Annotated in this window: 25 protein-coding genes, 1 pseudogene and 1 riboswitch; of the genes and pseudogenes, 13 read left to right on the top strand and 13 right to left on the bottom strand. The window is 71.8% G+C overall.

The annotated features are described in order from the left end of the window. Positions 1-42: 42 nt before the first annotated feature. Complete coding sequence (locus ACIHCX_RS13240; RefSeq protein ID WP_400029044.1) at positions 43-1,326, bottom strand: extracellular solute-binding protein; 1,284 nt, start codon at positions 1,324-1,326, stop codon at positions 43-45. A 464-nt stretch (positions 1,327-1,790) separates the two neighbouring features. On the opposite strand from ACIHCX_RS13240, the gene ACIHCX_RS13235 reads away from it, so the two are divergent. From ACIHCX_RS13235 to ACIHCX_RS13210, 6 genes are all read left to right on the top strand, one after another. After that, a complete protein-coding gene (locus tag ACIHCX_RS13235; protein WP_400029043.1) occupies positions 1,791-2,555 on the top strand; it encodes a GntR family transcriptional regulator in 765 nt (254 codons plus the stop codon). A gap of 138 nt (positions 2,556-2,693) precedes the next feature. Then, a complete protein-coding gene (locus tag ACIHCX_RS13230) occupies positions 2,694-2,993 on the top strand; it encodes a DUF3311 domain-containing protein (protein WP_400029042.1) in 300 nt (99 codons plus the stop codon). Next, positions 2,990-4,600, top strand: coding sequence for a monocarboxylate uptake permease MctP (gene mctP, locus ACIHCX_RS13225; protein WP_400029041.1), 1,611 nt, complete (start codon positions 2,990-2,992; stop codon positions 4,598-4,600). Before ACIHCX_RS13230 ends, mctP begins: the two co-directional genes overlap by 4 nt. Before the next feature lie 74 nt (positions 4,601-4,674). Then, the gene (locus ACIHCX_RS13220; protein WP_400029040.1) at positions 4,675-5,181 is read left to right on the top strand and encodes a GNAT family N-acetyltransferase; all 507 of its coding nucleotides are present in this window, start codon (positions 4,675-4,677) and stop codon (positions 5,179-5,181) included. 45 nt (positions 5,182-5,226) lie between these two features. Continuing rightward, positions 5,227-5,380: riboswitch (cobalamin riboswitch) on the top strand. A gap of 122 nt (positions 5,381-5,502) precedes the next feature. Next, entirely contained in the window at positions 5,503-7,869 is a 2,367-nt protein-coding gene (locus ACIHCX_RS13215) for a ribonucleoside-diphosphate reductase subunit alpha (RefSeq protein WP_400029039.1), read from the top strand. After that, a complete protein-coding gene (locus ACIHCX_RS13210) occupies positions 7,869-8,882 on the top strand; it encodes a ribonucleotide-diphosphate reductase subunit beta (RefSeq protein ID WP_400029038.1) in 1,014 nt (337 codons plus the stop codon). The genes ACIHCX_RS13215 and ACIHCX_RS13210 overlap by 1 nt, the downstream gene beginning before the upstream one ends. On the opposite strand, the gene ACIHCX_RS13205 is transcribed toward ACIHCX_RS13210, so the two are convergent. Beyond that, complete coding sequence (locus ACIHCX_RS13205; RefSeq protein WP_400029037.1) at positions 8,795-9,049, bottom strand: hypothetical protein; 255 nt, start codon at positions 9,047-9,049, stop codon at positions 8,795-8,797. The genes ACIHCX_RS13210 and ACIHCX_RS13205 overlap by 88 nt on opposite strands. A gap of 93 nt (positions 9,050-9,142) precedes the next feature. Here ACIHCX_RS13205 and ACIHCX_RS13200 point away from each other — a divergent pair, with 93 nt between their 5' ends. Next, positions 9,143-10,108, top strand: coding sequence for a helix-turn-helix domain-containing protein (locus tag ACIHCX_RS13200; protein ID WP_400029036.1), 966 nt, complete (start codon positions 9,143-9,145; stop codon positions 10,106-10,108). Between the two features lie 21 nt (positions 10,109-10,129). Here ACIHCX_RS13200 and ACIHCX_RS13195 read toward each other — a convergent pair. From ACIHCX_RS13195 to ACIHCX_RS13150, 10 genes and pseudogenes are all read right to left on the bottom strand, one after another. Further along, positions 10,130-10,633: pseudogene (locus ACIHCX_RS13195) on the bottom strand (cytochrome P450); the annotation flags it as partial. 187 nt (positions 10,634-10,820) lie between these two features. Further along, positions 10,821-11,906, bottom strand: a complete 1,086-nt coding sequence (locus ACIHCX_RS13190) for a multidrug MFS transporter (RefSeq protein WP_400029035.1) — start codon at positions 11,904-11,906, stop codon at positions 10,821-10,823. Positions 11,907-12,197: 291 nt separating this feature from the next. Continuing rightward, positions 12,198-12,848 carry a peptide deformylase gene (def, locus tag ACIHCX_RS13185; RefSeq protein ID WP_400029034.1) on the bottom strand — a complete coding sequence of 217 codons (651 nt, stop codon included), beginning with the start codon at positions 12,846-12,848 and terminating at the stop codon, positions 12,198-12,200. Positions 12,849-12,989: 141 nt separating this feature from the next. Then, positions 12,990-13,970: a tetratricopeptide repeat protein gene (locus ACIHCX_RS13180; RefSeq protein ID WP_400029033.1), complete on the bottom strand. Its 981-nt coding sequence runs from the start codon at positions 13,968-13,970 to the stop codon at positions 12,990-12,992. 104 nt (positions 13,971-14,074) lie between these two features. Continuing rightward, positions 14,075-15,322 carry an HD-GYP domain-containing protein gene (locus ACIHCX_RS13175; protein WP_400029032.1) on the bottom strand — a complete coding sequence of 416 codons (1,248 nt, stop codon included), beginning with the start codon at positions 15,320-15,322 and terminating at the stop codon, positions 14,075-14,077. Continuing rightward, positions 15,319-16,794, bottom strand: coding sequence for an HD-GYP domain-containing protein (locus tag ACIHCX_RS13170; RefSeq protein ID WP_400029031.1), 1,476 nt, complete (start codon positions 16,792-16,794; stop codon positions 15,319-15,321). The genes ACIHCX_RS13175 and ACIHCX_RS13170 overlap by 4 nt, the downstream gene beginning before the upstream one ends. A 216-nt stretch (positions 16,795-17,010) precedes the next feature. Next, positions 17,011-17,322 (bottom strand): mycothiol system anti-sigma-R factor, encoded by a 312-nt coding sequence (rsrA, locus tag ACIHCX_RS13165; protein WP_400029030.1) that lies wholly within the window; start codon positions 17,320-17,322, stop codon positions 17,011-17,013. Further along, the gene (gene sigR / locus ACIHCX_RS13160; RefSeq protein WP_400029029.1) at positions 17,319-18,008 is read right to left on the bottom strand and encodes an RNA polymerase sigma factor SigR; all 690 of its coding nucleotides are present in this window, start codon (positions 18,006-18,008) and stop codon (positions 17,319-17,321) included. Before sigR ends, rsrA begins: the two co-directional genes overlap by 4 nt. Before the next feature lie 254 nt (positions 18,009-18,262). After that, positions 18,263-18,934 carry an alpha/beta family hydrolase gene (locus tag ACIHCX_RS13155; RefSeq protein ID WP_400029231.1) on the bottom strand — a complete coding sequence of 224 codons (672 nt, stop codon included), beginning with the start codon at positions 18,932-18,934 and terminating at the stop codon, positions 18,263-18,265. Between the two features lie 10 nt (positions 18,935-18,944). Next, positions 18,945-19,760: an SOS response-associated peptidase gene (locus ACIHCX_RS13150; protein WP_400029028.1), complete on the bottom strand. Its 816-nt coding sequence runs from the start codon at positions 19,758-19,760 to the stop codon at positions 18,945-18,947. A 50-nt stretch (positions 19,761-19,810) separates the two neighbouring features. Between ACIHCX_RS13150 and ACIHCX_RS13145 the strand changes: the two genes are divergently transcribed. The 4 genes from ACIHCX_RS13145 (at position 19,811) to ACIHCX_RS13130 (ending at position 23,455) form a co-directional block, all read left to right on the top strand. Further along, a complete protein-coding gene (locus ACIHCX_RS13145) occupies positions 19,811-20,533 on the top strand; it encodes a M50 family metallopeptidase (RefSeq protein ID WP_400029027.1) in 723 nt (240 codons plus the stop codon). Positions 20,534-20,665: 132 nt separating this feature from the next. Continuing rightward, positions 20,666-21,982, top strand: coding sequence for a 3-phosphoshikimate 1-carboxyvinyltransferase (gene aroA / locus ACIHCX_RS13140; protein ID WP_400029026.1), 1,317 nt, complete (start codon positions 20,666-20,668; stop codon positions 21,980-21,982). Between the two features lie 18 nt (positions 21,983-22,000). Further along, positions 22,001-23,011, top strand: a complete 1,011-nt coding sequence (gene rsgA, locus ACIHCX_RS13135; protein WP_400029025.1) for a ribosome small subunit-dependent GTPase A — start codon at positions 22,001-22,003, stop codon at positions 23,009-23,011. A gap of 120 nt (positions 23,012-23,131) precedes the next feature. Continuing rightward, positions 23,132-23,455: a DMT family transporter gene (locus tag ACIHCX_RS13130; protein WP_400029230.1), complete on the top strand. Its 324-nt coding sequence runs from the start codon at positions 23,132-23,134 to the stop codon at positions 23,453-23,455. A 41-nt stretch (positions 23,456-23,496) separates the two neighbouring features. On the opposite strand, the gene ACIHCX_RS13125 is transcribed toward ACIHCX_RS13130, so the two are convergent. Next, positions 23,497-24,105, bottom strand: a complete 609-nt coding sequence (locus tag ACIHCX_RS13125; protein ID WP_400029024.1) for a TetR/AcrR family transcriptional regulator — start codon at positions 24,103-24,105, stop codon at positions 23,497-23,499. Positions 24,106-24,377: 272 nt separating this feature from the next. Between ACIHCX_RS13125 and hisN the strand changes: the two genes are divergently transcribed. Together hisN and ACIHCX_RS13115 are read left to right on the top strand one after the other, a co-directional pair. After that, positions 24,378-25,175, top strand: coding sequence for a histidinol-phosphatase (gene hisN, locus ACIHCX_RS13120; RefSeq protein ID WP_400029023.1), 798 nt, complete (start codon positions 24,378-24,380; stop codon positions 25,173-25,175). A 177-nt stretch (positions 25,176-25,352) separates the two neighbouring features. After that, complete coding sequence (locus ACIHCX_RS13115; protein WP_400029022.1) at positions 25,353-25,763, top strand: cyclic nucleotide-binding/CBS domain-containing protein; 411 nt, start codon at positions 25,353-25,355, stop codon at positions 25,761-25,763. Positions 25,764-25,852 lie beyond the last annotated feature (89 nt).

Below are 25,852 nucleotides of genomic sequence, written 5' to 3'. Positions count from 1 at the left end.
GGCCGCCCGTGGTACGGCCGCCCCGCCCCGGCTCACCCGGTGCTACTGCTTCTGCGCCAGGCGCTTGTTGAACTCGCCCTCGACCTGCTTGGCGGCCTCGGCCGGGGACTTTCCGTTGAGCACGGCGGTCATGTAGGCCTTGACCGGGTTCGGGTCGTTCTCCACCGCGGCCCACTCCGGGATCAGCGGCGTGGTGCCACCGCCCGCGGCGGCCGGGGCGGCGGCCTCGGCGACGGCGTTGCCCTGGAGGTTGCTCTGCAGCGCCTCCTTGTTCGGGATGACGCCGTTCTCCTTGGCCAGCTGGCCCTCGTACTGGTCGGACAGGGCGATCTTCAGGAACTCACGGGCGAGTTCCTGCTTCTTGCTGCCCGCGGCGACGGCGAGGTTGGAGCCGCCGAGGAAGACGCCCTCGGGCTTGTCGGCCGTGGCGCCCGGGATGGTGAAGTAGCCGATCTCCTTCTCGATCTTCGGGTTGGCCTTGATCGCGATACCGGCCTCCCAGCCCATGCCGATGAAGGCGCCGACCTTGCCCTTGGCGAAGACCTCGCCCTGCTGCGGGTGGGCCTCGTCCTTGTCCTTGGGCGCCTTGGACAGGGCCTGGAACTTCTTGTAGGTCTCCATGGCCGCGGCGATCTTCGGGTCGGCCAGGTTGGAGACGTACTTGTCGCCGTCCTTCTTCACCAGGTCGCCGCCCTCGCCGATCACCAGGCCGACGAAGTGGTACCAGTTCTGGCCGGGCAGGTAGATCGGCTCGGCGCCGGTCTTGTCCCCGATCTTCTTGAGGTCGGCGTAGAACTCGTCACGGGTCTTGGGGGTGTCCTTGATCCCCGCGTCGGCCCAGAGCTTCTTGTTGTAGAGGACGACGCGGTTGGCGAAGTACCACGGGGCCGCGTACTGCTTGCCCTCGTAGACGGAGGAGTTGTTGAGGGCCTCGGTCCAGTCGGCGCCGATCGAGGACTTCAGGTCCGCGAGGTCGGCGAGGCCGCCGGTCTTGGCGTAGGCCGGGGTCTGGGTGTTGCCGATCTCGAAGACGTCCGGCGGGTTCTCCTCGGACAGGGCGGTGGTCAGCCTCTGCTGGATGCCGTCCCACTGCTGGACCTCGAACTTGACCTTCGCCTTGGTCTTGGCCTCGAAGGCCGCGGTGACGTCCTTCTGCCACTGGTCGGGGGAGGAACCGTCCATCACCCACACGGTGAGCGTCTGGCCGGCGTAGCCGTCCTTGCCGCTCTTGGCCTTGCCCCCGTCGTCGTCCTTGCCGCCCCCACACGCCGCGATGGAGACCATCATGCCCGCGATACCGATCGCGGCTACCAGCTTGCGCTTCACGCCACCCTCCTCAGGGATGCCACAAACCCCCCTGCCTCCCCGCGGTTGAGCGACATCCGAGCGTCGGCGCGTAACCGCCCGTGGGGCCGGGACCTGGACCAATGGTGTAGACCAGTAGGGGGAGCTTGGCCCAGACCAATAGGGCTGTCAAGAGTGCGCCGACCCGCTCAGGTGGTCCGTTATGGGACCGCGATATGCAGGGACCTTTCATTGTTCGTCCGGCAAAATGGACGCTCGCGTTCCACTGGACCAGTGGCGACCGTACGCCACCCGGCGGCCGCGCCGGCCGGCTGGACCACCGGCCCGGGCCGCGATGATGGACTAGACCAGCCGGAGTCACGACGGTATACAGAGGAGATCACGGAGCGTACGGGTGACCGCCCGGCACGCGAAGCCGTGCCACGATGTGAGCCGGGGCCGATGGGACGTCGGCCGCTTCGGCACCGAAGCCGGGAAGGCGGAGCATGAGCACCGACGTCAGCAGTGCGGAGAACGAGGGTGGGGCGACCGTCCGTACCGCGCGCGTGCCCAAGTACTACCGCCTGAAGAAGCACCTGCTCGACATCACCCAGACCCTGCCGCCCGGCACTCCGGTCCCGCCGGAGCGCACCCTGGCCGCCGAGTTCGACACCTCGCGCACCACGGTGCGGCAGGCGCTTCAGGAACTCGTCGTCGAGGGCCGGCTCGAGCGCATCCAGGGCAAGGGCACCTTCGTCGCCAAGCCGAAGGTCTCTCAGGCGCTGCAACTGACCTCCTACACCGAGGACATGCGTGCCCAGGGCCTGGAGCCGACCTCGCAGTTGCTGGACATCGGCTACGTCACCGCCGACGACCGCCTGGCCGAACTGCTCGACATCACCGCCGGGGGGCGGGTGCTGCGCATCGAGCGGCTGCGCATGGCCAACGCCGAGCCCATGGCCATCGAGGCCACCCACCTGTCGGCCAAGCGCTTCCCGGCACTGCGGCGCAGCCTGGTGAAGTACACCTCCCTCTACACCGCCCTCGCCGAGGTCTACGACGTCCATCTGGCCGAGGCCGAGGAGACCATCGAGACCTCGCTGGCCACTCCGCGCGAGGCGGGCCTGCTGGGCACCGACGTGGGCCTGCCGATGCTGCTGCTCTCCCGGCACTCCGTGGACCGCGAGGGGCGGCCGGTGGAGTGGGTGCGGTCGGTGTACCGCGGGGACCGCTACAAGTTCGTGGCACGGCTCAAGCGCCCGCAGGACTAAGGGCGTTGGGGGAGTAAGGATCTTGTGGCGGTTCCTCGGCGTCCTACGCACGAGGGATTCCGCACCCGTGGCACCGTGACCTAGATTGCCTGCGCACCGCACGCTCGCCGGTGATCAGCTAGGGGACGGAGTCGCCACATGTCGAATGCCCCGGAAGCCACCAGAGCGGTGGTGACGCCTTTACGGGTCGCCATCGCCCTCTGCCTCGCCGCCCCCTTCGTGGCGCTGCTGTGGGTGGGGTCGTACGCGAAGACGGACCCGGTGTTCATCGGGATCCCCTTCTTCTACTGGTACCAGATGCTGTGGGTGCTCCTCTCCGCGGCCCTGACGATGACCGCGTACCGGCTGTGGCAGCGTGACCAGCGCGCCGCCCGGGCCCCGCAGGCGGCCCGGACCGCCGACCCCGCCACGGCCGAGGACGGGGGTGCGGTGAAGTGAAGGACGGTGTCAACGGCGTCGCGCTCGGCGTCTGCGTCTTCTTCTTCCTGCTCGTCACCGTCATGGGCTTCCTGGCCGCGCGCTGGCGCCGGGCCGAGAACGAGCACAGCCTGGACGAGTGGGGCCTGGGCGGCCGGTCGTTCGGCACCTGGGTGACCTGGTTCCTGCTCGGTGGCGACCTGTACACCGCCTACACCTTCGTCGCCGTGCCGGCCGCCGTCTACGCGACGGGCGCGGCGGGCTTCTTCGCGGTGCCGTACACGATCCTGGTGTACCCGCTGATCTTCACGTTCCTGCCGCGGCTGTGGTCGGTGTCCCACCGGCACGGATACGTGACCACCTCGGACTTCGTCCGCGGCCGGTTCGGCTCCAAGAGCCTGTCGCTGGCGGTGGCGCTCACCGGCATCCTCGCGACCATGCCGTACATCGCGCTCCAGCTCGTCGGCATCCAGGCCGTGCTCGACGTGATGGGCGTCGGCGGCGGAGAGAGCACCCACTGGTTCGTGAAGGACCTGCCGCTGCTGATCGCCTTCGGTGTGCTGGCGGCGTACACCTACTCGTCGGGGCTGCGCGCGCCCGCGCTGATCGCGTTCGTGAAGGACACCCTGATCTACCTCGTGATCGCGGTGGCCATCATCTACATCCCGATCAAGCTGGGCGGCTTCTCGGAGGTGTTCGCCAAGGCGGGCCAGAAGTTCACCGAGACGGGGTCGGGCTCTCTGGTGCCGGCGGCGGCCGGCCAGTGGACCTACGCCACGCTGGCCCTGGGCTCCGCGCTCGCGCTGTTCATGTACCCGCACTCGATCACCGCGACGCTGTCCTCGCGCAGCCGGGAGGTGATCCGCCGCAACACCACGATCCTGCCGCTGTACTCGCTGATGCTGGGCCTGCTCGCGCTGCTGGGCTTCATGGCGATCGCGGCGGGCGTGCAGGTGAAGAACGGCCAGCTGGCCATTCCGCAGCTGTTCGAGAACATGTTCCCGGACTGGTTCGCGGGCGTGGCGTTCGCGGCGATCGCCATCGGCGCGCTGGTGCCGGCGGCGATCATGTCGATCGCGGCCGCGAACCTGTTCACCCGCAACATCTACAAGGACTTCCTCCGCCCGCACGCGACACCGAGGGAGGAGACCCGCGTCTCCAAGATCGTGTCGCTCCTGGTGAAGGTGGGCGCGCTGGTGTTCGTGCTGACCATGGACAAGACGGTCGCCATCAACTTCCAGCTGCTCGGCGGGATCTGGATCCTTCAGACCTTCCCGGCCCTGGTCGGCGGCCTGTTCACGCGCTGGTTCCACCGCTGGGCGCTGCTGGCGGGCTGGGCGGTCGGCATGGTCTACGGCACGGTCGCCGCCTACGGGGTCGCCTCGCCGACGCAGAAGCACTTCGGCGGCTCGGCCAAGGAGATCCCGGGCCTCGGCGAGATCGGCTACATCGGTCTGACGGCGTTCGTGCTCAACGCGGCCGTCGCGGTGGTCCTGACGTTCGTGCTGAGGGCGGTCAAGGCGCCCGAGGGCGTGGACGAGACCCGGCCGGAGGACTACACGGCGGACGCCGGCGACCCGGGTGTCGAGGCGGAGCTCCCGCCGGCCACGGCGGTGGCCCCGCAGTAGCACCGGGCACCCCGTGGGCCGCCGGAGAGAAATCCGGCGGCCCACGGCCGGGCCCGTACGGCAGACTCGGGCCCATGGACTTCGCGATCCGGCCGGTGGAACCCGGCGAGTACGGCACGCTCGGTGAGATCACCGCCCAGGCCTACCTCCAGGACGGGCTGCTGGACTTCGGCGAGAGCGACGGATATCTCGTCGAGCTGCGGAACGTGGCCAAGCGGGCGGCCGCGGCCGAGGTGCTGGTGGCGGTGGCGGACGGGAAGGTGCTCGGCGGGGTGACCTTCGTCCCCGGCGCCGGTCCCATGGCCGACCTCGCCGGCCCCGGCGAGACCGAGATACGGATGCTCGCGGTCGCGCACGCGGCGCGCGGCAGAGGAGTCGGCGAGGCCCTCGTACGGGCCTGTCTGGACCGGGCACGGGCCGTGGAGGGCTGTGTCCGCGTGGTGCTGTCCAGCCAGAGCTCCATGCGTACCGCCCACCGCGTCTACGAGCGCCTGGGCTTCGTCCGCACGCCGGGGCGGGACTGGAACCCGCTCCCGGAGCTGGACGACATCACGCTGCTCACCTACGAGTTGACATTCTGACACGCTCCGGAGTCGACGCGGCACAACATATGGGGGTGCCCGACTCACTCAGCACAAGATGTATGCTCGTGCTCACTGTCGCCGCAGGGGAATCCGGTGCGAATCCGGAACTGTCCCGCAACGGTGTACTCGTGCGCATATGCCCCATGGGCCGCCACGAGCGTCAGTCCGAGGACCTGCCGACAGCGCGCCCGGCCGTCCGGTCCGGGTGCCCTGACGTCCGGGCCTCGCGGAATGGGCTGGTGGGCGCGGCGCCGCGTGCGCTCGTGTGCTGCCCCCTGCCCTGTGCGAGTCCCCGTGCCGAGCGAGGGAGAGCTCCACGTGACCATCGCGCCAGCCGACCCGGTTTCAGTCACAGCCACGGAAACCGACGGTCCAGGTGCCGTACTGCTGCGGACCCTGACCGAGCTGACCGCCGACCTCCCCGACGCCGACCCCGGCCGGGTCGCCGCCGCCGCGCTGCGCGGCCGGTCGGCGCGGGCCGACGAGGCCGAGTTGCGTGAGCTCGCCACGGAGGCGGCCGCCGGGCTCATCTCCGAGGACCCCGCCTACTCCCGGCTGGCGGCCAGGCTGCTGACCCTCACCGTCCGCGCCGAGGCCGCCTCCCAGGGCGTCGTCTCCTTCACCGACTCGGTCGCCGTGGGCCACAGTGAGGGCCTCATCGCCGACCGGACCGCGGAGTTCGTACGCGCCCACGCCGACCGCCTGGACGCGCTGATCGACCGGGCCGCCGACGACCGCTTCGGCTACTTCGGCCTGCGCACCCTGCACAGCCGGTACCTGCTGCGGCACCCGATCACCCGCAAGGTGATCGAGACGCCCCAGCACTTCATGCTGCGGGTCGCGGCCGGTCTCGCGCAGGACGACACCGCGCGGTCCGTCGACGAGGTCGCGGCGCTCTACGGGCTGATGAGCCGCCTCGACTACCTGCCCTCCTCCCCCACGCTCTTCAACTCCGGCACGCGCCACCCCCAGATGTCGTCCTGCTACCTCCTCGACTCCCCCAAGGACGAGCTGGACTCCATCTACGAGCGCTACCTCCAGGTCGCCCGGCTGTCCAAGCACGCCGGCGGCATCGGCATCGCCTACTCCCGCATCCGCTCCCGCGGTTCGCTGATCCGCGGCACCAACGGGCACTCCAACGGCATCGTGCCGTTCCTGAAGACCCTGGACGCCTCGGTGGCCGCCGTGAACCAGGGCGGCCGGCGCAAGGGCGCCGCCGCGGTCTACCTGGAGACCTGGCACTCCGACATCGAGGAGTTCCTGGAGCTGCGCGACAACACCGGTGAGGACGCCCGCCGGACGCACAACCTCAACCTCGCGCACTGGGTCCCGGACGAGTTCATGCGCCGGGTGAACGCCGACGGGCAGTGGTCGCTGTTCTCCCCCGCGGACGTGCCGGAGCTGACCGACCTGTGGGGCGAGGAGTTCGACGCCGCGTACCGCGCCGCGGAGGCCCGGGGACTGGCCCGCAAGACCATGCCGGCCCGCGAGCTGTACGGCCGTATGATGCGCACCCTCGCGCAGACCGGCCAGGGCTGGATGACCTTCAAGGACGCCGCCAACCGCACCGCCAACCAGACGGCGCAGCCCGGTCACGTCGTCCACTCCTCCAATCTCTGCACGGAGATCCTGGAGGTCACCGACGACGGTGAGACGGCGGTGTGCAACCTGGGGTCGGTCAACCTGGGCGCGTTCGTGGCCGGCGGGGACATCGACTGGGAGCGGCTGGACGCGACCATCCGCACCGCCGTCACCTTCCTGGACCGCGTGGTCGACATCAACTTCTACCCGACCGAGCAGGCGGGCCGCTCCAACGCCCGCTGGCGGCCGGTGGGCCTGGGCGCCATGGGCCTCCAGGACGTGTTCTTCAAGCTGCGGCTGCCCTTCGACTCCCCTGAGGCCAAGGCCCTGTCCACCCGTATCGCCGAGCGGATCATGCTCGCCGCGTACGAGGCGTCGGCCGACCTCGCCGAGCGCAACGGCCCGCTGCCCGCGTGGGAGAAGACCCGTACGGCCCAGGGTGTGCTGCACCCCGACCACTACGACGTCGAGCTGACCTGGCCGGAGCGCTGGGCGGCCCTGCGCGAGCGGATCGCCGCCGTCGGCATGCGCAACTCGCTGCTGCTCGCCATCGCCCCGACCGCCACCATCGCCTCGATCGCGGGCGTGTACGAGTGCATCGAGCCGCAGGTCTCCAACCTCTTCAAGCGTGAGACGCTCTCCGGGGAGTTCCTGCAGGTCAACTCGTACCTGGTGGACGACCTGAAGGCGCTCGGCGTCTGGGACGCCCGCACCCGCGAGGCACTGCGCGACGCGAACGGCTCGGTGGCCGGCTTCGCCTGGATCCCCGAGGACGTGCGGACGCTGTACCGCACGGCGTGGGAGATCCCGCAGCGCGGTCTGATCGACATGGCCGCGGCGCGCACCGCGTTCCTGGACCAGTCCCAGTCCCTGAACCTGTTCATGGAGACGCCGACCATCGGCAAGCTCTCCTCGATGTACGCCTACGCCTGGAAGCAGGGTCTGAAGACGACGTACTACCTGCGCTCCCGCCCGGCGACCCGTATCGCCCGCGCGGCTCGGGCCCAGACTCCCGCCACCGTCCCCGTCCAGCAGGCGGCGCCGGACGCCGACGCGATCGCCTGCTCCCTTGAGAACCCCGAGTCCTGCGAGGCCTGCCAGTAATGACCAGCGAGACCAAGAACCTGCTCGACCCCGGCTTCGAACTGACGCTCCGTCCGATGCGCTACCCGGACTTCTACGAGCGCTACCGGGACGCCATCAAGAACACCTGGACGGTGGAGGAGGTCGACCTCCACTCGGACGTCGCCGACCTCGCCAAGCTGAGCCCGGCCGAGCAGCACCTGATCGGACGGCTGGTGGCCTTCTTCGCCACCGGTGACTCGATCGTGGCGAACAACCTGGTGCTGACGCTGTACAAGCACATCAACTCCCCCGAGGCGCGGCTGTACCTGTCCCGCCAGCTCTTCGAGGAGGCCGTCCACGTCCAGTTCTACCTGACGCTGCTCGACACCTACCTGCCCGATCCCGAGGACCGCGCCGCCGCCTTCGCGGCGGTGGAGAACATCCCCTCGATCCGGGAGAAGGCCGAGTTCTGCTTCCGGTGGATGGACTCGGTGGAGAAGCTGGACCGGCTGGAGACGAGGGCGGACCGCCGGCGCTTCCTGCTCAACCTCATCTGCTTCGCCGCGTGCATCGAGGGCCTGTTCTTCTACGGCGCCTTCGCCTACGTCTACTGGTTCCGCAGCCGCGGCCTGCTGCACGGTCTGGCCACCGGCACCAACTGGGTGTTCCGCGACGAGACGATGCACATGTCCTTCGCCTTCGACGTGGTGGACACCGTGCGCAAGGAGGAGCCCGACCTCTTCGACGACGAGCTCCAGCAGCAGGTCACCGACATGCTGCGGGAGGCCGTCGAGGCCGAGCTCCAGTTCGCGCGCGACCTGTGCGGTGACGGCCTCCCGGGGATGAACACCGACTCGATGCGGCAGTACCTGGAGTGCGTCGCCGACCAGCGCCTGACGCGCCTCGGCTTCGCCCCGGTGTACGGCTCCGAGAACCCCTTCTCCTTCATGGAGCTCCAGGGCGTTCAGGAGCTGACCAACTTCTTCGAGCGGCGCCCGTCGGCGTACCAGGTGGCGGTGGAGGGCACCGTCGACCTCGACGAGGACTTCTGAGCCTCGTCGGGGATCTCCCCGGCCTCCCGGTCCTCCTGGGCCTGACGGATCCGGTGGTCGGCACGTCGGTCGTGGACGATGCCGACCACCGACGGCAGGACCATGAGGACCAGGAGCCCCAGGACGAAGAGCATCGAGATCAGGCCTTGCAGCTGTGTCGTGGTCATGGACACCACTGTGGCGCCGGGTACTCCTCACCGTGAGTGGCAGGACTGCCGTACACCTTCAAAATCCTGCCACCGCGGGGGCACACTGGACCCATGCTGAAGAACGTGGCCACCGTGCTGCTGGACGGAGTGCACCCCTTCGAGCTCGGCGTGGTCTGCGAGGTGTTCGGACTGGACCGCAGCGACGAGGGGCTGCCGGTGTACGACTTCGCGGTCGTCTCCGCGGAGGGCCCGGCGCTGCGCACCCATGTCCCCGGCCTCACGGTCTCGACGCCGCACGGGCTGGACCGGCTGGAGGAGGCCGACCTGATCACGGTGCCGGCCGCCGACGCCGTCACCTCCCGCGGCTACCCGCCCGAGCTGCTGGCCGCGCTGCGCCGGGCGGTGGACCGGGGCGCGCGGGTGCTCAGCGTCTGCTCGGGCGTCTTCGTGCTGGGCGCCGCCGGCCTGCTGGACGGGCGGCGCTGCGCGGCGCACTGGAGGCACGCGGACGAACTGGCCCGGCGGTTCCCGCGGGCCGTGGTCGAGCCGGACGTGCTGTACGTGGACGCGGACCCGGTGATCACCTCGGCCGGCACCGCGTCCGGCATCGACGCCTGTCTGCACATCGTGCGCAAGGAGCAGGGCCCGGAGGTCGCCAACAGGATCGCCCGGCGGATGGTGGTGCCCCCGCACCGCGACGGCGGGCAGGCCCAGTACGTCGAGCGGCCGCTGCCGAAGTCCTCCTGCGACACGGTGGGCGAGGTGCTGGTCTGGATGGAGGAACACCTGGACCAGGAGGTCACCGTCGAGCAGCTCGCCGCCCGCGCCCACATGTCGCCGCGTACCTTCGCCCGCCGCTTCCAGCAGGAGACGGGCACCACTCCCTACCGCTGGCTCCTGCGCCAACGCGTGCTGCTGGCACAGCGGTTGCTGGAGGGGACGGACGAGACCATGGACACGATCGCGGACCGTACGGGGTTCGGGACGGCGGCGGCACTGCGGCACCAGTTCGTCCGCGCGCTGGGCACCACCCCGAACGCCTACCGGCGCGCGTTCCGGGGCCCGCGGGCCGCCTGAACGCGCGCCGCGCCGCTCACGTCACCTGAGCACCGGCCGCACCAGCATCCGCTGCGGGCGCAGCGTGATGCCGACCCGGGGCGTGCCGTTCGACCCGGGAACCTCCTCGAAGCGGAACCTCGTCGCCACCGCGGCGGTGAACAGACTCAGAAGCGCCATCGAGAAAAGGTCACTTGGGCACTTGCGGTTACCCACGCCGAACGGGCTCATGGCGCATTTCGGTACGTCCTTGGCGCGTTCGGGAAGCCGGCGGTCGGGGTCGAACTCCAGATGGTCCGGATACGAGCGCCGATCACGCTGGACGGCGTACGGGCTGTAGATGATGTCCGCCCCGGCCGGAATGCGATAGCCACCGAGTTCGGTTTCGGCCACCGCCCGCCGCGTCAATACCCATACGGCGGGCCGCAAACGCATCGTCTCCACGACGACATTGTTGGTGTGCGTGAGCCCGCGGATGTCGTCGAATCCGACTGGGCGGCCGCCGGCCACGGATTCGACCTCCGCGCGTATCCGGTCGCCGTGTTCCGAGGTTGGCCGGCAGCGACAGCCGGTACGGCGGGCCGGAGATGAGGTAGTCGGGACTGAGGGAAGGCCGGCGGATCGCGGACCGGTTTCAGACCGTGGCCGAGAAGCGGCACCCCGCCCCCGGCCACCGGTGGCTCGTGCGGCCCGGGTGCGGGGCGCCGGGTTGCGGACCGCGCCGACGCGGCGGTCATTTCCCGCCCGCCCCCTCGTCGTCGAGGTACGGGGGTGTGGCCGGGTCCTCCCAGTCGTCGACCGTGTACCGGCCGGACTCGAGGTGGAACCAGTAGATGGAACTGAACCAGTTCCGCATAGTGCCGAGGCAGGTGCGCACGGCGGCACTCAGTTCCTTTCCCTGTACCGTGCCGTCCGCCAGGCCGTCGGCGAAACGTAATCCCTCCTGCTCCGCGACCAGGAATTCGGATACGCATTCCTCGAGGCGCCCGCGCATTTCTGCGACAGCCTCCTCGAGGCTCAGCCCGTCGTGCTTGACGAGACTGATCCCGAGGTTGTGCACCTCGTCGCCCGCTATTTCCTTGGACAGTGAGCACAGATCGTTGAACCAGGCGGCGAATTCCTGACTGAGCAGCGCGGGACGCCGGTACGCGGGATTCTTCCGGACCGCGTCCGGCAGTTCACGGCCGGCACACGCCTCCAGCAGATCGGTCCAGATCCAGTGCGCGAAGGTGAACCGGCGCAGCGCGAGGTATTCCTCGACCGTGGGCACGACGTTCCCGGTGCGGTTGCGGAATTCCCGGTCGTAGGCGTCGATCACCGCGTGGAAGTGCCGCGCGAAGCGGGCGTTCCACCGTGCCGACAGGAACGAGTAGAACCGCCGCACGCTGTCCGCGAACCCCGCGACCAGGGGGTCCTCGTGGTGCAGGTGGTCCTGGGGGGAGTCCAGGACCGCGTGCATCGTGCGGCACAGCCGCTCCCAGGCGGCGGGCCGACCGTGGACGACGTCACGGTCCTGGCGGTCGTCCCAGAGGAAGAACCACGCGGCGAAGTCCGCTATCGCCTGGATCACCTCGTCGGGGGCACCGATGTAGTACCCCGCCATGAGGCCGGTGTAGCACAGGCTGTCGGCGTGTTCCTCCACCATGTCCGCCGACATGAGCCGCTTTTCCAGCAGCCAGCCGCGCGTGTTCTCGTGGAGTTGGGGCCAATACCCGTGCAACTGCCTGGGGAACCCCTCCTCGATCACCGGAAGTGCGAGCGATGGTGGGACCGTGACCACCGTCGTTGTCGCTGTGGTGCTGTATGGGAAAGCTGGCACGAACAAACCCCTCTCAGCCGCCGGTGGCGCACACCTCTTCCGTTGTGCCGGGCGCACGCCGTCGCGTATCCCCGCACCTCCATTCAGCACCACAACTGACCGTTCTGGGAATGGATTTGCCGCATTCGCCACCCCGGGATGCCGAGAATCTCCCCTTGTGTGACTGAATACGAATCACCAGGAGCGCACAAGGGATCGAAGGCATGACGGACACACGTACGGCGCCCGACCGGATGTTCCGGTCGGGCGCCGTACGCACGGGCCACTCGCGCCCCAACGGGCGGCAGGGACTCAGTCGTTGGCCACCACGGGGTAGCGCGGCTCGTTCTCGGCCATCTGCCGCAGCGCGTCCTTGCGCTCCCGCTTGGAGAGCCGGTCGATGTAGAGGTAGCCGTAGAGGTGGTCCGTCTCGTGCTGGAGGCACCGCGCGAAGTAGCCGGTGCCCCGGACCTTGATCGGGTTGCCCTTCTCGTCCTGCCCGGTGACCTCGGCGTAGTCGGGGCGGGCGAGCGGCGCGTAGGCGGTGGGCACGGACAGGCAGCCCTCGTTGCTGTCGTCCAGACGGCGCCGCTCGGCGGGCAGCTCGACCAGCTTGGGGTTGCAGACGACCCCCACGTGCCGGGCGCCCTCGTCGTCCGGGCAGTCGTAGACGAAGACCTTCAGGTCCACGCCGATCTGGTTGGCGGCCAGGCCCACGCCCTCGGCGGTGCGCTGGCTGGCGAACATGTCCGCGACCAGCTGCTGGAACTCCTCGCCGAAGTCGGTGACGTCCCTGCACTCCTTGTGCAGCACGGGGTTCCCGACGACCGTGATGGGCCGGGAGGTACCGCGCTCACACCAGGCCGCCTCGCGCTCCTCGCAGTCCTCCGAGTCGACGACGTACCCCTCGTCGTCCACGGGGAGCACGCCCGCGTGCTGCTGATCGGTGTCCTGCTGCGCCATGACCGACGTACGCCTTCCTGACAAGAACGGGGAGTGAACTCTGCTACAGGGTACGGGGCCCGGAGCCCCGACCGGGCCCGGGAGTGTCCGATATGCGACCGTGCCGCGAGGACTCGGCCGGCCCGCGCCGGGCCGACGCCCTCAACACACCTCTTCCAGGTCCCGCCAGTCCCGCGAGTCCGGGCTGTCGGCCACCCACCCGTCCAGCAGCCCGCGGACCAGGGACGCCGGAGCGGCCACTCCGCACTCCCGCTCCGGCACCCACAGCTGCCCGTCGGTGCGGTGCCCGAGCGGCCCGGGGTGCCCCGGCTCGCTGTGGTCGTGCGGGTCGAGGTGCACGCCGTCGCCCTCGTCGGACGGCATCCGCGACTCCGAGCACATCCGGCACAGCAGCCGCACGGACGACGACCAGTCCTCGGCGGCGAAGCCGGCGTCGGCGGCGAGTTGCTCCAGCGCGTCCCGGTCGGCCTCGGTGGCGGCCTCGAGCAGGACCACCCAGGTGGGCACCGGAGAGGGCGCCCACAGCTCGATCTCGTCGAAGACGGGGTAGGTGTGGCCGGCCGCGGTGGTGCGCTCCCCGTGGGGCACTCCGTCGTGCAGCACGACCTCGCCCCAGCGCCGCCCCGAGGAGGGCAGCGGGATGGACAGCACCTCGATCCGGGCCGGGTCCAGGCGTCGTCCCCAGACCACCTCGGCCTCGCCCTCGGGCGACAGCCGCACGGCCGCGCTGCCCAGCTCCATGCCCGTCGGCTCCCCGGCGGCGGCCGCGCCTCCGGGCACCTTCAGGCCGTACGCCTGCCATGCCCGCCGGGCCAGCGGCCAGTCCTGGAGGGCGGTGGCGGCGATGCCGACGTTCCACCAGTCGGGCGCGCCGGTCTCCTTCTCCAGCAGGGCCACGGCCCGCAGGCCCGCCGCCCTCGCCTGCTCCCAGTCGTGCCGGAACTTGTGCAGCAGGGCGAGGTTGAACCAGGACTCGGCCAGCCAGGGCTCCAGATCGGCGGCCCGTGTCAGCAGCGCGCCCGCGTCCTCGTACCGGCCGTCGCCGATCAGGGTGAACGCCCGGTCGGTGGCCTGCCGCCAGGAGGCGGAGGGCCGGTGCCGTCCCTTGCCGAAGATCCTCACGATTCCCGCCTGCCAGTTCCGTCGAGTGGGCCGGCTTCTGCCCCGGACACCCTCTCATTCGCATCCAACCACGTACGACTGGAGGGAGGCTCATTACCCATGGGTTACCCCTCGCCGGGAAGAACCGGAAGCGCCGGGACCTCCCACGACAGCACCCGGCCCAGCGACTCCACCACCTCGGGGGCGTACACGCCGGCCCCCGCAAGACGCAGCTCCTCCAGGGCCCTGAGCGGGCCGCCGGGCCCGGCGTCGCGCGCCTTCTCCTCGTAGGCGTTGACGGCCCGCACGATCCGCGCGGGCAGCGGCTGCCGCCGGCAGGGGTCGGCCTGCCGTTCCACCACCACCGCGACCCGGGCGCCGACCCCGGTCTGCCGCACCACGGCCCCGCCGAGCAGCGCGATCCGCCGCTGCTCCTCGGCGGGCAGTCCCGCGGTGGCCCCGGTGGGCACCGGGTCGACCAGGCTGAGCTGCCCGATGTCGTGCATCAGGGCCGCGTGCTCCAGGACGGTCAACTCCGGTTCGGTCAGGCCCAGGTCCCGGCCCACGGCCCGGCTGAGCGCGGCCACCCGCCGGGCGTGCCCGGCCGGGGTGTACCCGGCGACCTCGGTGGCCCGAGCGAGGGAGGCGATGGTCTGCCAGTAGGTCCTCCGCACGGCCGCGTACCGCCTGAGGGACAGCTGGGTGAGCAGCAGCGGCAGCGAGAACACGGGCAGCGCCCACAGTCCGGCCACGGCGACGGCGAGGGCCATGACCGCGCCGGTCGCGCACACCGCCGAGCCGATCCCGAGCAGGCCCCGCAGTTCCTCCCGCAGCAGCGGGCCGAACGGCCACCGGGTGCGGCAGTGCGCCTGCGCGGCGGCGAGCACGGCGCCGCACAGCGCGGTGAGCACCAGGAGCGCGAGCAGCAGCAGGGCGTACGCCGGACCGACCCATCCCCGGAACACCCCCTTGCCGTAGAGGGGTTGGAAGCAGACGGCGGCGAAGGCGACGGTGAGGATCCGCCGCGCCAGGTGGTCGGGCGTCCACCCGCGCCCGCGCGCGATGTGCGGCACGCCGCCCAGGAGGCAGGCGGCGAGCACCACGGCGACGACCTGGCAGGCGCCGTGGTGGCTGGGCCGGCCGGCGTCCTCGCCCAGCAGCGCGTACGACAGCGCCCCGGCGGCGCCGAGCGGCGCGGCCTCCCGCGACCCGGACCCGGTCCACCGGGTGAGCTCGCCGACGAGGACCAGCATCCCGAAGGCGAGAGCGGCGCCGCGCTCCGCGAGTCCGGTCCACAGGGTGACGGTGAGGGACAGCAGGGCGACCAGGACCGCCGAGCCGCGGATGAGGAGCAGCAGGAGGCGCCGGCTCATCGACGGGTTTCCGGCCGACCGCCCGCGGACCGCCCCGGCCCGCCACCGGCACCGCGGTCCTCGGCCGCGTACGACCCCGGCGGCAGGACGGGCTCGTCTCCCCCTCCGGGCGCCGCGGCCGAAGCGACGACGGGGGTGCCCTGCGCGCCGCCGGGAGCCGCCGACGACGGGCCCGAGTCGCCCGGGACGGCGCAAAACGGCGCCGGCGGGGCGACGGGGGTGCCGTCCTGCGCCGTGACCGCCGGGTGCCAGCCGTACCGGTCCAGGGCCCGGGCCAGCGCCGTGACCATCCGCGGGTCGAACTGCGTCCCCGCGCAGCGCTCCAGCTCCGCCAGCGCGGCGACGACCGGCCGGGCCCGCCGGTAGGACCGGGTGGACGTCATCGCGTCGAAGGCGTCCGCGACGGCCACCACCCGCGCGCTCTCCGGGATCCGGCCGCCCCTCAGCCCGTACGGGTAGCCGCTCCCGTCGAGCCGCTCGTGGTGGTGCAGGATCGCCGAGCGGGCCTCGCCCAGGAAGGAGATCCCGCGCACCATCTCGTGCCCGTACTCGGGGTGCAGCTCGATCACACGCCGCTCCTCGGCGGTCAGCGGCCCGTCCTTGCGCAGCAGCCGGGTGGGGACGCCCAGCTTGCCCACGTCATGCAGGATGCCGGCGAACCGCAGCACCTCGACCCGCTCGTCGTCCATGCCCAGCTCGCGCGCGATCAACATGGACGCCTGCCCCACGCGCTCGCTGTGCCCGCGCGTGTAGCCGTCCTTGATGTCGACGGCCTGCACCAGTGCGCGGATGGTGGCCCGGTGCGCCGACCGCTCCCGGTGGTACTGGGCGTACACCCACCCGGACACGCACATCGGCAGCAGCACGAGCAGCGCGGCGACCGGCCCGTAGGGGCTGCGCCACAGCACGGCCATCATCAGTCCCGCGAGCCCGTGCACCGCGACGGGCGCCAGCGACCGGGCGAACAGCCCCTGCCACGCCCGCCGGGCCGGAACGTGCTCGACGAGCGCGAGGACCCCGCCGTCCAGCGCCGTCAGCACCAGGCAGAAGGCGAGCACGGCGGCGCCCGCGGGGAGGAGGACGGAGGGGAAGTCGCACCCGGCGACGGCATCCCGGCCGCCCAGCGCCCCGTGCACCCGGGCGGCGGCCCAGACCGCGAGGGCGAGCTGCGCGGCCCGCCAGATCCGGCGCAGCGCCTCGGGCCGCTGTCCGGCGCGGTCGAGCAGGACGCCCGGCAGCGGGACGACCGCGGCGGCGGCCGGCGGCAGCAGGAAGGCGGCCGCGAGCAGGACGGGGTGGAAGGGCCCGGCGAAGCCGTGCCGGGCGAACCGCCCGCACCCGGCGTACACCGCGGTGAGCAGGGCGACCGGCCACCAGGGGGTGTGCGTCACCGGCAGCGGCAGCAGACAGGCCAGGGCGCCGAGGACGGCACAGGCGACATACGCACGGGCCCGCGGTGGAACCGCCTCCATGCCGCCCCCCGCCCCTCCCCGGTCATGCCTGTCCGCGGTGGGAGCGTAGGGCGCACAGTGGGGAGCCCACAGGCCGAAGACCCGGGGATTAGCGCGTTCGAGTGAAGAGCGTCCGGGCCGGCGCCCGAAGCGGGTCCGACGCGTGTGCGAGCGCCGGGTGCGCGCACAGGCGGCGCGGGGAGCCCGGCGGCGCGCCGGACGGCCCGGCGCGGCGGGTCAGGACTCCTGCGGAGTCACCGGTGCCGCGGTCACGTCGTGCTCGGGGACGGCCTGGCCGGAGCGGATGAGATCGAGCCGCCCCATGACCTTGGCACGCAGGTCGGCGGGGACGTCGTCATGTCCGCAGCACCGCTTGACCAGCTTCTTCACGGCCTGTTCCAGGCCGTACTTCTCCAGGCACGGCGAGCACTCCTCGAAGTGGTGCTCGAACTTGTCACGATCGACGTCCGGCATCTCACTGTCGAGGAACTCGTAGAGGTGGTCGAGCACCTCACTGCAGTCCGTCTCGTGCGGGTCTCCGCAGCTCATGAGCCCGAGCCTTTCGCTTCGTTCGACTCCCCGGCGCCGGCCGGGACCAGTCCGCGCTCGCGGGCGTAGTCCTCGAGCATGCCGCGCAGTTGACGACGGCCCCGGTGCAGCCGAGACATCACCGTCCCGATGGGTGTCCCCATGATGTCCGCGATCTCCTTGTACGCAAAGCCTTCCACGTCCGCGAGATAGACGGCGATGCGGAATTCCTCGGGGATCGCCTGGAGCGCTTCCTTCACGTCCGAGTCGGGCAGGTGGTCGAGCGCCTGCGACTCGGCGGAGCGCAGACCGGTCGACATGTGCGACTCGGCGCGGGCGAGCTGCCAGTCCTCGATCTCCTCGGCGGCGCTGCGCTGCGGCTCGCGCTGCTTCTTGCGGTACGAGTTGATGAAGGTGTTGGTGAGGATCCGGTACAGCCACGCCTTGAGATTGGTGCCCTCACGGAACTGGTGGAAGGACGCGTACGCCTTGGCGTAGGTCTCCTGCACCAGGTCCTCGGCGTCGGCCGGGTTGCGCGTCATGCGCAGCGCCGCCGAGTACATCTGGTCGAGGAATTCCAGCGCGTCCCGCTCGAAGCGCGCGCTGCGCTGGGCGGTCGACTCCGCGGACGCCCGCGCGCCCCGGCCCTCGGGCTGCTCCGCCTGGCCGTTGTCGGCCCCTGCGTCGGTACCGGGAACCGGACCCACCTCCTCAAGCGACGTCGTGGCACCGAATGCGGTTCCACTCGAATCGGAGGATAGACGACGACCCGTGCCTGCCGCCGCTCGAACAGGAGCGGTCCGCGCCGCGTGCAGCACCGTCCAGTCCAGGTCAGTGCGGCTGCTGCGGCTCGGGCAAACAGTCGAACCCATGCGGCGGACTCCCTCTCGTGTGACGTCGGCGCCGTGAGCGGCACTTCTGACCGCCTCAACAGCGGCGGTCCGCCGGGCATTCCCACGGGTCACCCGAGTGACGCGGTCCACTGGGCGACGCCGTCGGTGATGATCTCCAGGGCCTGGTCCTGCGTGATCGGCGCCCGCTTCGGGACGACGAAGCCGTGGTCGCCGTACGGCACCTCGACGAGCCGGTGGGGACCCTTCGGGAACTCCTCGGGCCTGCCGAACGGGTCGTTGCCGCCCTGGACGACGAGCGTGGGCACCCCCGCGCCGAGCAGTTCGTCGGCGCGGGACCTCTCGGGCCTGCCCGGCGGGTGCAGCGGGAAGCTGAGGGCGAGCACGGCGTGCGCACCGAGGTCGGCCGCCGTACGGCAGGCGACGCGCGCCCCGGCGCTCCGGCCGCCCGCGACCACCGGCAGCCCCGGCCCGGTGAGGGCGGGCCACAGCCCGCGCCAGCCGGTGTCCAGCGTCCTCGGCGCGGGCGCCACCTTCTTGCCGGCCACCCGCCAGGGCTGCTCGACCAGCGCGACGGTGACCCCGTGCCCGGGGAGCACGCGGGCCAGGGCCTGGAGGTCGCGGGCCTCGACGCCGCCCCCGGCTCCGTGGCTCACGGCGAGCACCAGGCGTGCGCCGGGGGCCCGGTGCCAGGTGATCCGCGCCGTGCCGGCCTCCGTCCCGACGGTCTCGCCCACACCGCTCACGTCACTCAGGTCGCTCACGTCGCTCACGTCACTCAGGTCGCTCACATCAGAAGAGTGTGCCCTCTTCCGGCGCCGCGAGCTCCTTGAGCAGCTCCGGTCCGTTGTTGCGGACGCTGCTGACGGCCGTGGACACCGGGTAGGCGCGCATCAGGCCCGGAGGCGGCGGGGAGAGCAGCGCGCGCAGGTCGTCGGGGTCGGTGCGGGCCGGGTCCAGCCAGGCGTCCCAGCGGTCCGGGGTCAGCATCAGCGGCATCCGGGGGTGGATGTCGGCCAGCGAACGGGGGCCCTCGGCCGGGGCGACCGCCAGCGGGGTCCGCTCCGCGTCCGTGGTGATCACCGAGCAGGTCACCCACCAGGCCCGCGGGTGGTCGTCGGGCAGGGTCCGGTCCCGCCAGAACTCGTAGAGCCCGGCCATCGCGAAGACCGAGCCGTCCGCCGGGGTCACGAAGTAGGGCTGCTTGCGCGGCCGCTTGCGCCTGCCCTCGACCTCCAGCTCCCGCTCCTGGGTGCCGGTGACCCACTCGTAGTAGCCGTCGGCGGGCACGACACAGCGCCGGGCGGCGAAGGCACGCCGGTACGACGGCTTCTCGTGCACGGTCTCCGCGCGCGCGTTGATCATCCGGGCGGCACCCTCGGGGGACTTCGACCAGGACGGCACGAGCCCCCACCTCAACTTCCGCAACTGGCGAACCGGACTGCGGTCGTCGGCGTCCTTCAAGGGGCGGTCCAGGACCACGTGGACCTCCTTGGTCGGAGCCACGTTGTAGTCGGGTTCCAGGGTCTCCTCCGGGTCCCACCGCTGGATCTCGAAGACTCCTGCGAGATCCTCGGGGCCGCGACTCGCCGCATACCGTCCGCACATACGTGCAACACTGCCAGACCCCGCACACGCACAGGGAGCCACTCGGACACATGGACAGCCTCGCCGCCACCGCGCTGCCCGATCTCTGGGACCGGCTCGTCGGCACCCAGCCCGACCCCGACCTGTGGGTGGTGATCGTCACCGCGGCCGCCGCGCTCGCCGTGGTCGTGCCGCACGGCCTGTGGCGCGTCTCGCGCAACGCGATCACCATCGCGCACGAGGGCGGGCACGGGCTGGTGGCGCTGCTCACCGGACGCACGCTGACCGGCATACGCCTGCACTCCGACACCAGCGGCCTGACCGTCAGCCGCGGTAAGCCGCACGGCGTCGGCATGATCCTCACCGCGGCCGCCGGCTACACCGCTCCCCCGCTGCTGGGCCTGGGCGGCGCGGCCCTGCTCGCCACCGGCCGGATCACTCTGCTGCTGTGGGTGGCCACGGCACTGCTGGTGGCGATGCTGGTGATGATCCGCAACGCCTACGGGGCGCTGACCGTGCTCCTCACCGGCGGCACGTTCCTGCTGGTGTCCTGGCTGACCGGCCCCCAGGTGCAGGCCGCGTTCGCGTACGCGGTGGTGTGGTTCCTGCTGCTCGGCGGGGTGCGCCCGGCCTTCGAGCTCCAGGCCAAGCGGGTGCGCGGGGGCGCCGGGGACTCGGACGCGGACCAGTTGTCGCGCCTGACGCACGTCCCGGCGGCGCTGTGGCTGTTCCTGTTCCACGCGGTGTCGCTGTGCTCGCTGATCGGCGGCGGGCGGTGGCTGCTGACGGGGTGAGGCGGTTTCTCCGAGGGCGACGACGGGGGCCGAGAAGACGCGTGACCGTGTCGGTGTGCGGCTGCGTCGCGGGGCGCGACCAGCGACTACGCGGCCGTACCCGAACCACGGCCGCCCATTAAGGTGGGGAACATGGCCCCGAACCCCGCGCACACCGCCCTCTGGCCCGCCCCGCACGCGAGCGGAGCCGTCGACGCGACGGTCCACGTGCCGGGGTCGAAGTCCGTCACCAACCGTGCCCTGGTGCTCGCCGCCCTCGCCTCCGAGCCGGGCTGGCTGCGCCGCCCGCTGCGCTCCCGCGACACGCTGCTGATGGCCGGCGCCCTGCGGGCCATGGGCGTCGGTATCGACGAGGGCGTGGGGCCGGACGGCACCGGGGAGGCCTGGCGCGTGATCCCGGCGGGGCTGCACGGCCCGGCCACGGTCGACGTCGGCAACGCCGGCACGGTGATGCGCTTCCTGCCGCCGGTCGCCGCGCTGGCCGACGGCCCCATCCGCTTCGACGGCGACCCGCGGTCGTACGAGCGCCCGCTGAATGGCGTCATCGACGCGCTGCGCGTCCTCGGCGCCCGGATCGACGACGACGGCCGCGGCGCGCTGCCGATGACCGTGCACGGCAGCGGCGCGCTGGACGGCGGCCCGGTGGAGATCGACGCCTCCTCCTCGTCCCAGTTCGTCAGCGCCCTGCTGCTGTCGGGACCGCGCTTCAACCAGGGCGTGGAGGTCCGGCACACCGGCGCGTCACTGCCGTCGCTGCCGCACATCCGGATGACGGTGGACATGCTGCGGGCGGTCGGCGCCCAGGTGGCCACCCCCGAGTCGGGCGGCGAGCCGAACGTCTGGCGGGTCACCCCGGGCGCCCTGCTCGGCCGGGACCTGACCGTGGAGCCCGACCTGTCCAACGCCCAGCCCTTCCTCGCGGCGGCGCTGGTGACCGGCGGCAAGGTCGTCGTCCCCGACTGGCCGGCCCGGACGACCCAGCCGGGTGACCGGCTGCGGCAGATCTTCACCGAGATGGGTGGTTCCTGCGAACTCACCGACTGCGGCCTGGTGTTCACCGGTTCGGGTGCCGTGCACGGCATCGACGTGGACCTCGGCGAGGTCGGCGAGCTGACCCCGGGCGTCGCGGCCGTCGCCGCGCTGGCGGACTCGCCCTCCACCCTGCGGGGCGTGGCCCATCTGCGGCTGCACGAGACCGACCGCCTGGCCGCGCTGACCAAGGAGATCAACGAGCTCGGCGGTGACGTGACCGAGACGGCCGACGGCCTGCACATCCGCCCCCGCCGCCTGCACGGCGGCGTCTTCCACACCTACGAGGACCACCGCATGGCGACCGCCGGCGCGATCATCGGCCTGGCGGTCGAGGGCGTGCAGATCGAGAACGTGGCGACGACGGCGAAGACACTGCCGGAATTCCCCGACCTCTGGGCCGGGATGCTCGGGGCGTAGGGACGCGGGGACCACACCATGCGCCGCTACGGCAAGCACACCGACGAGGACGACATCCGCAGCCGCCCCAACCGCAAGGGCAACCGGCCGCGCACGCACATCCGACCCAAGCACGAGGACGCCGCCGAGGGCATGGTCCTCACCGTCGACCGGGGACGGCTGACGTGCCTCGTCGACGACCGCCCGGTCATCGCGATGAAGGCCCGCGAACTGGGCCGCAAGGCCGCCGTGGTGGGCGACCGGGTGGCCCTGGTCGGTGACCTGTCCGGGAAGAAGGACACCCTCGCGCGCATCGTCCGCATCGAGGAGCGCGCCTCGCTCCTGCGCCGCACTGCGGACGACGACGACCCCTACGAGCGCGTGGTCGTGGCGAACGCCGACCAACTGGCCATCGTCACCGCGCTCGCCGACCCCGAGCCGCGCCCGCGGCTGATCGACCGCTGCCTGGTGGCGGCGTACGACGGCGGCCTCGACCCGCTGCTGGTCATGACCAAGTCGGACCTGGCCCCGCCGGACAAGCTCCTGGAGCTGTACGGGGATCTGGACATCCCCTACGTCGTCACCAGCCGTGCGGAGCTGGACGCCGGTGCCGCCGCGGACCGGGTGCGCGAGCACCTCGACGGGAAGGTCACCGCGTTCGTCGGCCACTCCGGCGTGGGCAAGACGACCCTCGTCAACGCGCTGGTGCCGGCGGAGCGGCGGCGGGTGACGGGACATGTGAACGCGGTGACCGGCCGGGGCCGGCACACCACCACCTCCGCGCTCGCGCTGCCGCTGGCGGACGCGGCCGGCTGGGTCGTCGACACCCCGGGCGTACGGTCGTTCGGGCTCGCGCACATCGACCCGTCCCGGGTCATCCACGCCTTCCCCGACCTGGAAGCGGGCACCGAGGGCTGCCCGCGCGCGTGCAGCCACGACGAGCCGGACTGCGCGCTGGACGCGTGGGTCGCCGAGGGGCACGCGGACCCGGCCCGGCTGTACTCGCTGCGCCGGCTGCTGGCCACGCGGGAGCGCAGGGAAGGCGACTGACCTTCGCGTTGTTTGGGTGCGGTGCGGTCCGGCAAGTGCATAATCGCACGGAGCCGGATCATGACCTGCCCCAAGCACGACCAAGCGGTCACGGCACGCGGACCCACGGGAGGACAGCACATGGCGTGGCTGCTGGTCATCGTCGCCGGGTTGCTCGAGACCGGCTTCGCCGTGTGCCTGAAGCTGTCGCACGGCTTCACCCGGCTCTGGCCGACCATCGCCTTCTGCTGCTTCGCCCTGGGCAGTTTCGGTCTGCTCACCCTCTCCCTGAGGAAGCTCGACGTGGGCCCCGCGTACGCGGTGTGGACCGGCATCGGCGCGGCGGGCACCGCGATCTACGGCATGGTCTTCCTCGGCGACCTGGTCTCCACCCTGAAACTCGTCTCGATCAGCCTGGTCATCATCGGGGTGATCGGGCTCCAGCTGTCCGGTTCCGCGCACTGACGCGGCGACGCGACGGGCCGACGGGCCGACGGGCCGACGGATCAGCCCAGTTGGCGCGGAAGCGCCCCGCGTACCAGTTCGGCGACGCTGCCCCGGCCCGGCGGCGCCGCCACGCACGACAGGGCGAGACGGATCACCAGCTCGCAGGCGCGGGCCAGTTCGGCGGTGTCCGCCCTGGGTGAGCCGGAGGCCGGGAGCAGGCTCACGGCGCGGTCGCGGACGATCGCCACGAAGTCGCCGGGCGACGGCAGCGGGCCGTCGGCCCGGCGCTGCGCCGGAACCGCGCTGGAGGACGGCACCGCCGACAGCGTCGGCGAGGGCAGCCGTTCGCTCCAGCAGCCGGTGAGCATCGCCTTCACCAGCGCGTTGTCCCGGGCCGCGGCGACGGTCCACTCGGCGGCCGCGGTGAGCCGCTCGCGCGGGTCGGTGGGGGCGGTGAGGGCCCGTTCGACCCCGGCGAGATAGCCGTCCGCCTCCCGCCGGACCAGGGCCCGCGCGCACCCCTCCTTGCTGCCGAACTCGTTGTACAGCGTCTGCCGGGAGACCCCGGCCGCCGCGGCCACGTCGACCATCCGTACCGCGGGCCACGGCCGCCGGGTCAGCGCCGTGTAGGCGGCGTCCAGCAGGGATTCCCGCGCTGCAGGCATCATCGCCTCCCTGGGGCGAGCGGCTCTGCGCCCAGGTTTGACGCCCCCGAACGCACTGTCAAGGGTCCGTGACAGCATGTGCGCGCCCCCGCGGGCCCCACAGCCCCGTCACCGCAGGTCCCACACCCCCGTCATCGCAGGTCCCACACCCCCGTCACCGCGGGCACCACAGCCCCTCGGTCGCACGGGCCGCCCCCGCCCGCGCGGCACCCTCCGCACACCGGGCCACGCCGCCCCCGTGGCCCCGTGCCGCCCCGGGCGGATACGGTGCTCGCATGCCGGACTACCTCGACGACCTGCGCCTGGCCCACGTTCTCGCGGACGCCGCCGACGCCGCGACCATGGACCGCTTCAAGGCCCTCGACCTCAAGGTCGAGACCAAGCCGGACATGACCCCGGTCAGCGAAGCGGACAAGGCGGCGGAAGAACTCATCCGCGGCCAGCTGCGACGCGCCCGCCCCCGCGACGCGGTCCTCGGCGAGGAGTACGGCATCGAGGGCACCGGCCCCCGCCGCTGGGTCGTCGACCCGATCGACGGCACCAAGAACTACGTGCGCGGCGTCCCGGTCTGGGCCACGCTCATCTCCCTGATGGAGGCGGGCGAGGGGGGCTACTGGCCCGTCGTGGGTCTCGTCTCCGCCCCCGCCCTGGGCCGCCGCTGGTGGGCCGCCAAGGGCCACGGCGCCTTCACGGGCCGCAGCCTGGCGCAGGCGAGCAGGCTCCGGGTGTCCCGCGTCTCGGAACTCCCGGACGCCTCCTTCGCGTACTCCTCGCTGAGCGGCTGGGAGGAGCAGGGCCGCCTGGACGGCTTCCTCGATCTGACCCGCGCGGTCTGGCGCACCCGTGCCTACGGCGACTTCTGGCCGTACATGATGGTCGCCGAGGGCTCGGTCGACTTCTGCGCCGAGCCGGAGTTGTCCCTGTGGGACATGGCCGCGAACGCGATCATCGTGACGGAGGCCGGCGGCACCTTCACCGGCCTCGACGGCCGCCCCGGCCCGCACAGCGGCAACGCCGCCGCGTCCAACGGACTGCTGCACGACGAGATGCTGGGGTACCTCAACCGGCGCTGACGGGCGACGCGGAACGCGTGCGCACGCCCCCGGTCGGCCGCGCACGCCCCCTTGTTGACCCCCGCTTTGCCTGAGACTCTGGGAGTTCCCCTACTTGTGAACTTGTGCGGTGCTCCCGGGGCGCCCTTCGCGCCCGGCACGCACCAGCCGGATTCCCCGAGGAGGTGGCTCCCTCCCATGCTCGTCCGCGACGCCATGAGCACGGTGGTCCTCACCATCGGTCCCGCACACACCCTCCGCCAGGCGGCGGCCCTGATGTCCGCGCGCCACGTGGGCGCCGCCGTCGTCCACGACCCCGACGCGGGCGGCATCGGCATCCTCACCGAGCGCGACGTCCTCGTCTCCGTCGGCCTGGGCCAGAACCCGGACACGGAGCGCGTGCACGCGCACACCACCACCGACGTCGTGTTCGCCGCGCCGTCCTGGACGCTGGAGGAGGCGGCCCGTGCCATGACCCACGGCGGCTTCCGGCACCTCATCGTCCTGGACCACGACGAGCCGGCGGGCATCGTCTCGGTCCGCGACATCATCCGCTGCTGGGCGCCGGTACGGCAGCACGCGGCAGCCGCCGGTGCGGCCACGGCCTGAACACACTCAATGGACTTTGTCTAACTCCAGCAAGACTCCAAAGTCACACTGATTCGGGAACTGTTTCCCCTTGCTGTTAGGCTGGTCTG

The organism is Streptomyces sp. NPDC052043 (genome assembly GCF_044548235.1).
In the GTDB taxonomy this organism is placed as follows: domain Bacteria; phylum Actinomycetota; class Actinomycetes; order Streptomycetales; family Streptomycetaceae; genus Streptomyces.
This window is presented reverse-complemented; position numbering and strand designations above follow the sequence as displayed.

Excerpts from the sequence above, each read along its gene's own strand:
- ACIHCX_RS13235 (WP_400029043.1), top strand. The coding sequence starts at position 1,791 with ATGAGCACCGACGTCAGCAGTGCGGAGAACGAGGGTGGGGCGACCGTC.
- ACIHCX_RS13230 (WP_400029042.1), top strand. The coding sequence starts at position 2,694 with ATGTCGAATGCCCCGGAAGCCACCAGAGCGGTGGTGACGCCTTTACGG.
- ACIHCX_RS13220 (WP_400029040.1), top strand. The coding sequence starts at position 4,675 with ATGGACTTCGCGATCCGGCCGGTGGAACCCGGCGAGTACGGCACGCTC.
- ACIHCX_RS13210 (WP_400029038.1), top strand. The coding sequence starts at position 7,869 with ATGACCAGCGAGACCAAGAACCTGCTCGACCCCGGCTTCGAACTGACG.
- ACIHCX_RS13205 (WP_400029037.1), bottom strand. The coding sequence starts at position 9,049 with ATGACCACGACACAGCTGCAAGGCCTGATCTCGATGCTCTTCGTCCTG.
- ACIHCX_RS13200 (WP_400029036.1), top strand. The coding sequence starts at position 9,143 with ATGCTGAAGAACGTGGCCACCGTGCTGCTGGACGGAGTGCACCCCTTC.
- def (WP_400029034.1), bottom strand. The coding sequence starts at position 12,848 with ATGGCGCAGCAGGACACCGATCAGCAGCACGCGGGCGTGCTCCCCGTG.
- ACIHCX_RS13175 (WP_400029032.1), bottom strand. The coding sequence starts at position 15,322 with ATGAGCCGGCGCCTCCTGCTGCTCCTCATCCGCGGCTCGGCGGTCCTG.
- ACIHCX_RS13170 (WP_400029031.1), bottom strand. The coding sequence starts at position 16,794 with ATGGAGGCGGTTCCACCGCGGGCCCGTGCGTATGTCGCCTGTGCCGTC.
- rsrA (WP_400029030.1), bottom strand. The coding sequence starts at position 17,322 with ATGAGCTGCGGAGACCCGCACGAGACGGACTGCAGTGAGGTGCTCGAC.
- ACIHCX_RS13150 (WP_400029028.1), bottom strand. The coding sequence starts at position 19,760 with ATGTGCGGACGGTATGCGGCGAGTCGCGGCCCCGAGGATCTCGCAGGA.
- ACIHCX_RS13145 (WP_400029027.1), top strand. The coding sequence starts at position 19,811 with ATGGACAGCCTCGCCGCCACCGCGCTGCCCGATCTCTGGGACCGGCTC.
- aroA (WP_400029026.1), top strand. The coding sequence starts at position 20,666 with ATGGCCCCGAACCCCGCGCACACCGCCCTCTGGCCCGCCCCGCACGCG.
- rsgA (WP_400029025.1), top strand. The coding sequence starts at position 22,001 with ATGCGCCGCTACGGCAAGCACACCGACGAGGACGACATCCGCAGCCGC.
- ACIHCX_RS13130 (WP_400029230.1), top strand. The coding sequence starts at position 23,132 with ATGGCGTGGCTGCTGGTCATCGTCGCCGGGTTGCTCGAGACCGGCTTC.
- ACIHCX_RS13125 (WP_400029024.1), bottom strand. The coding sequence starts at position 24,105 with ATGATGCCTGCAGCGCGGGAATCCCTGCTGGACGCCGCCTACACGGCG.
- hisN (WP_400029023.1), top strand. The coding sequence starts at position 24,378 with ATGCCGGACTACCTCGACGACCTGCGCCTGGCCCACGTTCTCGCGGAC.
- ACIHCX_RS13115 (WP_400029022.1), top strand. The coding sequence starts at position 25,353 with ATGCTCGTCCGCGACGCCATGAGCACGGTGGTCCTCACCATCGGTCCC.